Source organism: Actinoplanes sp. NPDC024001 (genome assembly GCF_040638955.1).
Lineage (GTDB): Bacteria > Actinomycetota > Actinomycetes > Mycobacteriales > Micromonosporaceae > Actinoplanes.
Map to the genome: position 1 here is coordinate 15,410 of NZ_JBEZZB010000157.1, position 8,736 is coordinate 24,145.

General features: G+C 75.2%; 11 protein-coding genes. 1 reads left to right on the top strand and 10 read right to left on the bottom strand.

Annotated elements, in window-relative coordinates; all coding sequences use genetic code 11:
• From AB0F81_RS40330 to AB0F81_RS40355, 6 genes are all read right to left on the bottom strand, one after another.
• Window positions 1–301 (bottom strand): hypothetical protein (locus AB0F81_RS40330; RefSeq protein ID WP_360206949.1); only part of this gene is annotated, 301 nt, incomplete at its 3' end.
• A gap of 29 nt (window positions 302–330) precedes the next feature.
• Complete coding sequence (locus AB0F81_RS40335; RefSeq protein ID WP_360206951.1) at window positions 331–609, bottom strand: hypothetical protein; 279 nt, start codon at window positions 607–609, stop codon at window positions 331–333.
• A gap of 24 nt (window positions 610–633) precedes the next feature.
• Window positions 634–1,071 carry a hypothetical protein gene (locus AB0F81_RS40340; protein ID WP_360206954.1) on the bottom strand — a complete coding sequence of 146 codons (438 nt, stop codon included), beginning with the start codon at window positions 1,069–1,071 and terminating at the stop codon, window positions 634–636.
• A gap of 10 nt (window positions 1,072–1,081) precedes the next feature.
• Window positions 1,082–1,945 carry a hypothetical protein gene (locus AB0F81_RS40345; protein WP_360206956.1) on the bottom strand — a complete coding sequence of 288 codons (864 nt, stop codon included), beginning with the start codon at window positions 1,943–1,945 and terminating at the stop codon, window positions 1,082–1,084.
• A gap of 2 nt (window positions 1,946–1,947) precedes the next feature.
• Window positions 1,948–2,160 carry a hypothetical protein gene (locus tag AB0F81_RS40350; RefSeq protein WP_360206959.1) on the bottom strand — a complete coding sequence of 71 codons (213 nt, stop codon included), beginning with the start codon at window positions 2,158–2,160 and terminating at the stop codon, window positions 1,948–1,950.
• Entirely contained in the window at window positions 2,153–3,073 is a 921-nt protein-coding gene (locus AB0F81_RS40355) for a S8 family serine peptidase (protein WP_360206961.1), read from the bottom strand. Before AB0F81_RS40355 ends, AB0F81_RS40350 begins: the two co-directional genes overlap by 8 nt.
• Before the next feature lie 130 nt (window positions 3,074–3,203).
• Here AB0F81_RS40355 and AB0F81_RS40360 point away from each other — a divergent pair, with 130 nt between their 5' ends.
• The gene (locus AB0F81_RS40360) at window positions 3,204–3,527 is read left to right on the top strand and encodes a hypothetical protein (protein WP_360206963.1); all 324 of its coding nucleotides are present in this window, start codon (window positions 3,204–3,206) and stop codon (window positions 3,525–3,527) included.
• Here AB0F81_RS40360 and AB0F81_RS40365 read toward each other — a convergent pair.
• The 4 genes from AB0F81_RS40365 to AB0F81_RS40380 form a co-directional block, all read right to left on the bottom strand.
• Window positions 3,473–6,283: an AAA family ATPase gene (locus AB0F81_RS40365; protein WP_360206966.1), complete on the bottom strand. Its 2,811-nt coding sequence runs from the start codon at window positions 6,281–6,283 to the stop codon at window positions 3,473–3,475. The genes AB0F81_RS40360 and AB0F81_RS40365 overlap by 55 nt on opposite strands.
• A 166-nt stretch (window positions 6,284–6,449) precedes the next feature.
• Window positions 6,450–7,487, bottom strand: coding sequence for a saccharopine dehydrogenase NADP-binding domain-containing protein (locus AB0F81_RS40370; protein ID WP_360206969.1), 1,038 nt, complete (start codon window positions 7,485–7,487; stop codon window positions 6,450–6,452).
• Window positions 7,488–7,586: 99 nt separating this feature from the next.
• Window positions 7,587–8,252, bottom strand: coding sequence for an N-acetylmannosamine-6-phosphate 2-epimerase (locus AB0F81_RS40375; RefSeq protein ID WP_360206974.1), 666 nt, complete (start codon window positions 8,250–8,252; stop codon window positions 7,587–7,589).
• Between the two features lie 5 nt (window positions 8,253–8,257).
• On the bottom strand, window positions 8,258–8,736 hold a 479-nt coding region (locus tag AB0F81_RS40380), incomplete at its 5' end, for an ROK family protein (protein ID WP_360206972.1).

Below are 8,736 nucleotides of genomic sequence, written 5' to 3' on the forward strand. Positions count from 1 at the left end.
CGTCACCGTCGACATCACCGGCCACCGCCAGCTTCACCGCGGGCTGCAGCCCCACGCTGACGAAATCCGCTTCCAGGGGATGGTCCGGCAGCGGGCTGAGGTGCGCCCACGCTCCGGCAGCCGGGTCGAAATCCATCACCCAGAAGGCGTTGGACGGCGTGTCCGGCGCGACCGCGATCTCATCACGGCCGTCACCGTCGAAATCGCCATGGATCGCGAACTTCGCGGCGACGTCCAGACCGCTGCAGTCGAAGTCGGCGTCGAACGGGTGGCCGATCGGCGAATGGTGCGACCAGGGCATGCCGGCCCCTCCTTACCGTCGTGGATGGCTCAGCAGGTATGCCAGAGCGCTCCGGTGCCGTCGCAGTTCTCGCGCACGCAGATCTGGCACCCGGCGGGCCCCGCCGGATCCGGCCGGCAGGTCACGGTCGGCACGCAGACCGGCTCCGGGGCCGCACAGTCGAAACACCGGTCGAGGATGGTGCACCAGGGCTGCTCGGTGCCGGTCCGGCAGAACCGGGAAGCCTTGTCGCACAGGCCCGCGGGCGGGCAGCTGAAGGCCCGCGGTGCGGCGAGCAGGCCACTGGCGGCCGTGAACGAGGGGAGCATCGGTTTCTCCTTCCCACCGGGTGATCACTGGCAGTACATCTCGACCGAGCAGAGCCGCGTCACCTCGCACTGCGGCACCAGGCACAGCGGGAACGGCACGATCAGGCACAGCTCCGGCCGGACCCGGCAGTCGCGCCGGGTGGTGCAGCGGCTGGCGCACGTCTGGCCGGGCTGGCAGCCGCAGGTGATCCCGCTCGCCGGGCTGTAGCACATGTCGCCGCTCGAACAGGTCGGCAGCGGCTGAGGCGTGCCGCCGCCACCGCCACCGCTGCCGCCACCGCCGAGGTCGGCGCACTCGGCGCGGCAGGGCCCGACGCACTCGCGGGCGAGACCACCCGCCGACTGGCAGGCATCCATGCACGCGGCGACACACTCGGCCCGGGTTCCCTGAGCCAGGGTCAGTACCGGGGCCACCCCGGCGTACGGCAAGGAGAGCGTCGCGGTGAACCCTGGAACTGCCATGAGTTCCTCCTCAGCGTTCGTAGAACGGCGACAGCTTGGTCACCAGGAACGGGAACTCCTCGGTGACGTCCACGCGGACGAAGTACTTGTCCACCACGTCCGTGGTCCGGTGCGTGTAGGTGAAGACGACGTCGACGATGTCGCGGACGCCGGCCAGCCGGGACCGCCGGACGTCGACGCTGGACAGCGAGGCGTTGCCGGCATGGGCCCGCGCGGTCTGGGTGTAGACCGCGTCGTAACGTGACGCCAGGTAGTTGAGGGCACGGTGCTCGCCGGTGACACCGGCGTTGTCGGCCACCTGCATGATCCGGTCGAACAGCTCCCCCGCCGTCGCGTGGAACTGCTCCTCGCTCGGCGCGTCCTCGCCCTCCGGGCGCGGGATGGCCGACAGCAGCGAGTCCCGGTCGAACGAGTAGAGCTGGTCGAAGAAGACGATCGGCAGGGTCAGGCCACCACAGACCTGCGGCGGCGCCGCGGGCCCCAGCTGGCCGATGACGACGTCCAGGTCGTTGCGGTCCGGCTCGGCGCGCACCGCCTCGGCGAGCAGCTCGTAGTCACCCGGGTCCTTCGGGAGCAGGACGTAGTTCTCCAGGCCCTCGATGACGAACGTCCAGCACAGCTGGCGGACCAGATAGCGGTTCTCCCGGGCGGACAGGACCCGGTGCCGGGCCTGGGCGTCGGTCAGTCCCTCGGTGTCCCCGCGGCCCACCGCCTGGGCGAACTCGCGTTCCACCGAGACGGTCGGGAACCGTGGCACGATCTGGCCGAGCGCGAAGACGTACGACGGAGCGAACGCCGCCCCACCGCCCGGCTCCGGTTCCGCGGTGGCGATGCTCATCGTGGCTTGCCTGCCGTCCTGCGGGTCGTCGGACATGCTCACCTCGCCTCGGATCCGGGCGTGCCGGAACCCCGGCCGCCGATCGCCAACCAGTTGTTGAGACGCGCGGCCCGGGCCTGGCAGCCGCCGCACGGCCGCACCCCGGCCAGTGCCGTGGCGCGCTTGATGACATCGCCGAGCCCCACCGGCTCGTCGGTCACGAATCCCGGAAGGCGGACCACCCGCGGCGGCCGCCGGTGAGCTTCAGGCATGGCGAAAACTCCTGCTGAGCGGGAAATGACGGGACTGCCCGGAAGTGAGCAGGGTGTACGCGGCCGCGGCGTCCAGCACCGGCGGCACGGTCGACCGGCCGCGGGGCGCCGTGGCGGCCACCGCCGCACGCACAGCCGCCGCCGGAGCCGCCGGCACCAGGGACCGCAGCAGCGCCACCACACCGGTGACGACGGCCGCGGCGAAGCTGGATCCGGTGCGGACCAGCAGGCCGGCGTCCGGCCCGAGGCTCGCCACCCGCCCGGGTGCCGCCACGCCCCGGCGCCCCGTCGAGGCGGAGAGAGCCGCGGTGGACAGCGGCGCCCCGGACAGGCCGGCGGCGACCACCGGAAGAACCCACGGGTGGCGGGAGACCACCGAGCCGCCGGGCGTCCGCTCGTCCCCCGCGGCCGCCACCACGATGGCGCCCTGCCGGGCGGCCAGCGTGAGCGCCTCGGCCAGGCGCCCGGCCCGGTCCGCCGGTGCGGAGAGGACCAGGCCGAGGTTGATGACGTCGGCCCGGGCCCGGACGCAGTCGAGGATCGCGTCGGCGAGCCGGTCCGGCGCCGGCGGGAGCGAGGCTGCGGCGCCGGTGCGGATCGGGCGCACCAGCAGGGTGCAGCCGGGGCTGATCGCCGGTGCCGCCGAACCGCGGGGAGCGGCGAGGATGCCGGCCACGAAGGTGCCGTGGGCACGGGCGCCGTCGTCGGCTCCGGGCGGCTCCGGAACAGGCAGCGAGACGATCGGGGCCTGGTCGAGCAGCGGATGGTCTTGGACCGGGCCGTCCACGATGGCGATCCGGACGTGCCGGTCGCCGGCTCCCCGGCGCATCACCGCCGGAAGACCCACGGCGGCCGCCGCCTCGGCGTTCAGCCGCCGATGGCCGGCCTCCGCGGCGCGGTGCCCGTACGTCATGTCTGCGATGCTGCCGCCCGCCGGGTGGCCGGCGCCTCCGGGAACTCCCGCGTCTGTGCGCGGGACCTCCCGGAGGCGGCGCGCTCCCACGGGCCTCATAGTGGACGGTGTCTCCCCGAGGTGGCGGGCCATGACCGACACGACGTTCCTCTCCTCCGTCGCCGTGCGCCTGCTCGCGCCCGGTGAGACGTCCGGTGAGGGCTGGGCGCGGCGCGACGAGCTGGCGGCGACCGTCGAGGCCCGGCTCCGGGACGATCCGGCCGGGCGGCGGGCGCTCGCCGCCGTCCTGGCGCAGCGCGCGTCGGCCGCGCAGGTGCTGGATCTCCTCGCCGCGGTGCGCCGGCACGCCGACCGGGACGGTCCCTTCCTGGCCCGGTTACGCGTGCTGGTGGTGGCCGCTTACGCCGACCCCACGGTCCTGCCGAGCCTGCCCGACCCGGCGCCGGAGTCCTGACCGTCGAGGGCGAGCAGCCGGCGTACCAGCTGGGTGCGGGACTGCACGCCGAGCTTGCGGTAGGCGCTGGACAGGTGGCTCTCCACGGTCTTGCGGGAGATGAACAGGGTGGCCGCCACCTCCGGGTTGCTCATCCCGTTCGCCACCGCCTGGGCGACCTGCAGCTCCTGCGGGGTGAGCAGGCTCAGCGGCGAGTTCCGGCGGTCCGCCACCGGCTCGCCGCCGGCCGCCAGCTCCGCGGCCGCCTGCCGGGCGTACGGCTGCGCGTCCAGCCGCTCGAAGATCACCAGCGCCTCGCGCAGCAGCGACCGGCGGTCCGCCCGCCCGCCGGTGCCGCGCGCCGTGGTGGCCATCAGCAGAGCGGTCCGGGCCATCTCGAACGGCTGTGGCCGCTCGCGGTGCCGGCGCATCGCCTCCCGGAAGTACACCTCGGCGGCACGCGGGTCCGGTGTGGTGATCGCCCGGCAGCGCGCCACCAGCGCCTGGCGCCCGGGCAGCTCGCTGGCCACCGCGCGCGCCGCCAGCTCGGCCAGCCGTTCCCGGGCCTGGTCCGGGTAACCGGCCCGCCAGTACGCCTCGACCAGGTCGGCGCACCACGGCAGGAAGTCGAGATCGGCCGGGCCGGCGCAGGCCACGAACTCGCGCATCCCCTCCAGGCAGGCGATCGCCTCCGGGTACTCCCCGGCGACCAGGTGCAGCAGGCCGCGGGCGGAGCGTTCCAGCGGGAGCAGGCCCGGCGTGCCGAGCGGGCCGGCGATGCTGCCGGCCTCGGCCAGGCGCTCCTCGGCGAGCCCGCGCCGGCCACGGGCCGCGTCGTAGCGGGCCAGCGTGACCGAGAGGAAGCCGAGGACGGCCACCTCCCGCAGCTCCCGGGCCAGCCGGAGCGCCTCCTCGGCGTGGACGTAGCCGACCAGCCAGTCCCCGGTGTAGCGCCGGACCTCGGCGTCGTAGGCGAGGGCCCGCACCAGGGCGGTGAGGGCGCCGGCCCGCCGGGCCGCGCCGACCACGTCGGCGAGCACGCCGACAGCGGCGGGATAGTCCTCCAGCCAGGCCCGGCACAGGCCGACCAGCGACAGCGCGCCGGCGGCGGCGACCGGGTGCAGGGATTTGACGTACGCCTCGTGCCGGTCGAACAGCGCGCGGCTCGCGGGCACGTCGCCGGTGACGAGCAGGATCTCGGCGAGGACCACCTGGGCGGCGGCCGGGTCGTCGGCGGTCAGATCCGCGGCGCGGCGCGCGTAGCCGAGGGCGTCCTGATAGCGGCCTTCCGTGAGGGCCGGCTCCACCGCGGCCATGAGCAGTTCGGACGCGCGGCGCGGGTCGGCCGGCCAGATCGCCTCCGCGGCGTCGGCGAGCACCCGCTGGGCGATCGCCGGCGTCCCGCGGCGGGAGAGGGCGTGCCCCTGTGCGAGCGCGATGTCGGCGCCGAGCAGCGGGTCGATCGCCAGCGAGCGGGCCTGATTGAGCCAGACCGCCGCGTCGGTCAGCCCGCCGCCCAGCTGGGCGTCGTCGGCGGCGGCCAGCAGCAGCCGGGCCCGGCCGTCCGGGTCCGCGGTCAGCTCGGCCGCCCGGTGCAGGGCGCGGGCCGCCTCGGCGTGCCCGGTCCGGTGCCGCATCTCGTCGGCCGCCCGGATCAGCGCCGCCGCGGCCTGCTCGTCGGGGCCGAGGACGTCGGCCGCCAGATACCAGGCACGTTCCCCGCCGGAGGCGGTGGCCGCCAGGGCCTCGTAGGCGCGGCGCCGCTCGGCCAGCCCGGCCGTGCGCTGCACCGCGGTGCGCAGCAGCGGATGGGCGAAGGCGACCCGGCCGCCCTCCTGGCGGACCAGCCCCGCCTGCTCCGCCTCGGTAAGCGCGCTGCGGCCGACCCCGAGCAGGTCGAGGGCCGTGCACAGTCCCTCCGGCGCGGCGGAGGCGCTGAGCGCGACCACCAGCAGCGCGGTCCGGACCGGTTCGGGCAGCACGGTGATCCGGTCCGCGAAGGCGCGCTGCAGGCCGGCCCGGACCGGCAGCGGCTCGGGCAGCGCGGCCGCGCCGGTCAGCTGGTCGTCGGTGAGCGCGCCGCAGATGTCGGCGAGCGCGAGCGGGTTGCCGCCGGTCGCCCGCCACAGTTCCTCGGCGACGGCCGGCGAGAGCCGGCCCTCGCGGAGCATGCCGAGTAGCCGCCGGGCGGCGTCCCCGTCCAGGCCGGTGATCCGCAGGACGTCGAGCTGCGCGGCCTCCACCAGGTCCAGCGAGGTGTCCCGAACCGCCAGCAGCATGGCCACCGGGTCCGCGGTGAGCCGCCGCGCCGCGAACAGCAGCGCCGACAGCGACGGCCGGTCGATCCACTGCACGTCGTCGACCAGCACCAGGATCGGTCCGGGGCCGGCGGTCAGCAGGGCGAGCGTGGCCATGCACACCGCGTATCGGCTGGCCTCGCCGTCGTGGTCCTCCAGCGCCAGCGCGGCCCGCAGCGCGTGCGCCTGCGGCGGGGGCAGCACGTCGAGGTGGCCCAGCAGCGGTTGCAGCAGGTCGCCGAGCGCCGCGTACGGCAGCGACGCCTCCGACTCCAGCCCGGTCGTGGCGAGCACCGTCGCGTCCCCGGCGGCGGCCATCGCGTGCGACAGCAGCGCCGTCTTCCCGATGCCCGGCTCGCCGGCGACGACCATCGCGCCACCCCGCCCGGCGCGGGCGAACTCCACCATGGTGGAGAGCGCCCGGCGTTCTGGCTCGCGACCGACCAGACCGGTCGGTGCGGCGAGGACTCGGAACGGCACGGCGGACCTCCGGGCGGCAGGCGACCGACCGGGCTTCCCGACGGCCCCGGAATCAGCGGCCGACCTGCCCCCGTTCAGATTGACGCCGCCGCCGGACCGCGTCCATCAGATTTCGGACGGTTGCCGCCGCCGTTCCGGTCAGCGGCACGAGGGTCCGCGCCCCGCGTCAGTCGCGAGCGGCAGCCGGGTTGTGCACCTTCAGGTGCGCGGAGAGGGCCGCCAGGAAGTCCGGAGCGTCGAAGGCCGCACCCGCCGAGAGCACGCCGGTGCCGCGCATCCGGCCGGTGAGGATCCGGTCGACGGCTTCCACCGCCAGCGGCGCGCTGATCGCATAGATGTCCTGACCGGTGGCGACCACCCGCCGCGAGGCCTCGCCGGCGCGGACCACCACGTCGACCACGAACGTCTGGTCCGACCGGCCGCGCGAGTCCACCGCGGTCGGCGCCGCGGCGTCCGGGGCGAACAGGTCGGCCGCCGCCTTGGCCGCCATGTGGGTGCGCACCTCCGGCACCGCCAGGTGGCTGGGGACGGTGACGATGTCGGCCATGCTGAACTCGCCGATCACGGTCTGCGTGCCGAGCGGCTCGGGGAACTCCCACTCCTGAGTGGGCAGCGCGTCGTCGTGGTATTCCAGCTGCCCGCCGCTGTAGCGAACCCGGCGGCCACCGCGCCGCTCGCCGGAGACCGTCCCGGACTTGACCGTCCCGGCCGTGGGCTGCCAGCTGCTCAGGCCGTAGGCGATGTCCACCTCGTCCGCCGCCGCCCAGTCGCCCATCGCCGCGGTGACCAGCAGATCGCCGAGCCCGCCGTAGAACGCCATGGCCGGCACCACCACCGTGCCCGCCGCCCGGGCCGCCGGGCCGTACTGGGCGAACGTGTCCACGTTCGCCTCGATCTCGGCGGCCACGTCGACGTAGGGGATACCGGCGCGCAGCGCCGCCTCGATCACCGGCCCGGCGGTCGAGGCGAACGGCCCGGCCGCGTTGATCACCGCGGCCGCGCCGGCCAGCGCCCGGTCGAGGGAGGCCGGGTCGTCGACCGACGCCGGCCGGGCCTCTTCCCCGGGTTGCCGCAGCGCCTGCAGCCGCTGCTGATCACGGCCGGCCAGCAGCGGCACATATCCGCGTTCGCGCAGCTCCGCGACCAGGAATCGGCCGGTGTGCCCGTACGCCCCGAACACCGCCACAGTCCGGTTGGTTCCCATGTTGTTCTCCCGCTTTCTTGAAGTTACGGAAGATCTTTCCGCGGGCCGGAGACCGCCGCCAGTGTCCGGAACGACAAGCACCGAACAGTTTCAGACACGTCAGCCGGCGATGGCCTCACGGAACCACCGGGTGATGCTGGTCGGGTGGGTGATCGCGGTGCCGACCACCACCGCGTACGCCCCGGCCCGCATCGCCGCGGCCGCCTGCTGCGGTGTGTGGATCCGCCCCTCGGCCAGCACCGGGACGTCGACCAACCGGGCCAGGTCCCGCACCAGATCCAGGTCCGGCCCCGGCGTGCGCGGCCGCGCCGGCGTGTACCCGGCCAGCGTGGTGCCGACCAGGTCGGCACCGGCCCGGGCCGCCGCCAGGCCCTCCTCGACCGTCGACACGTCAGCCATCAGCAGCCGCCCGGTGCGCTGCTTGAACAGCGCCACCGTCTCGGCGAGGCTCCGCCCGTCCGGTCGCGGCCGGTCGGTCGCGTCGATCGCCACGATGTCCGCGCCGGCCTCCGCCACCGCCACCGCGTGCCCGACCGTCGGTGTGATGTAGACGCCCTGGTCACCGTCCTTCCACAACCCGATCACCGGCAGGTCGAGGGTGGCTTTGATGGCCCGGATGTCTTCCAGGCCCTGCGCCCGGATCGCGGCCGCCCCACCGGCGGCCACGGCCGCCGCCATGGCCCGCATCGTGTACGGGTCCCGCAGCGCCTCACCCGGATACGCCTGACAGGAGACGATCAACGTCCCGCGCAGCGCGGCCAGCATCGGGTTCACCGCGCCTCCCACGCCAGCCGGGCCGCCCCGAGGATCGCCGCCGACCCGCCCAGGCGCCCGTGCCGGATCGGCACCCCGACCACCGGCGGCAGCAGTTCGGCCCGGGCGGTCGCGCAGAGCGTCTCCCACCACGCGCCGCCGCACTCGGCCACTCCCCCGCCGATCAGCACGATCTCCGGGTCCAGCAGGTTGACCAGCCCGCCGACGAGTTGCCCGAGCGCGGTCGCGCCTTCGGCCAGCACCATGGTGGCCCGCAGGTCACCGTCACCGGCCCGGGTGACGATCTCCGGCAGCCCCGTCCCGCCGCCGTAGCGGGCCGTCATGGCCGGCCCGGACGCCACGGCCTCGGCGTGCCCCGTCCGGCCGCACGGGCAGTAGCGGCCGGCCGCCGCCGGCACCGGCATGTGCCCGGCGTGCCCGGCCGCCGAGTGCCGCGCGTGAACTCCTACGACACCCGCTCGACGCTGACCGTCGG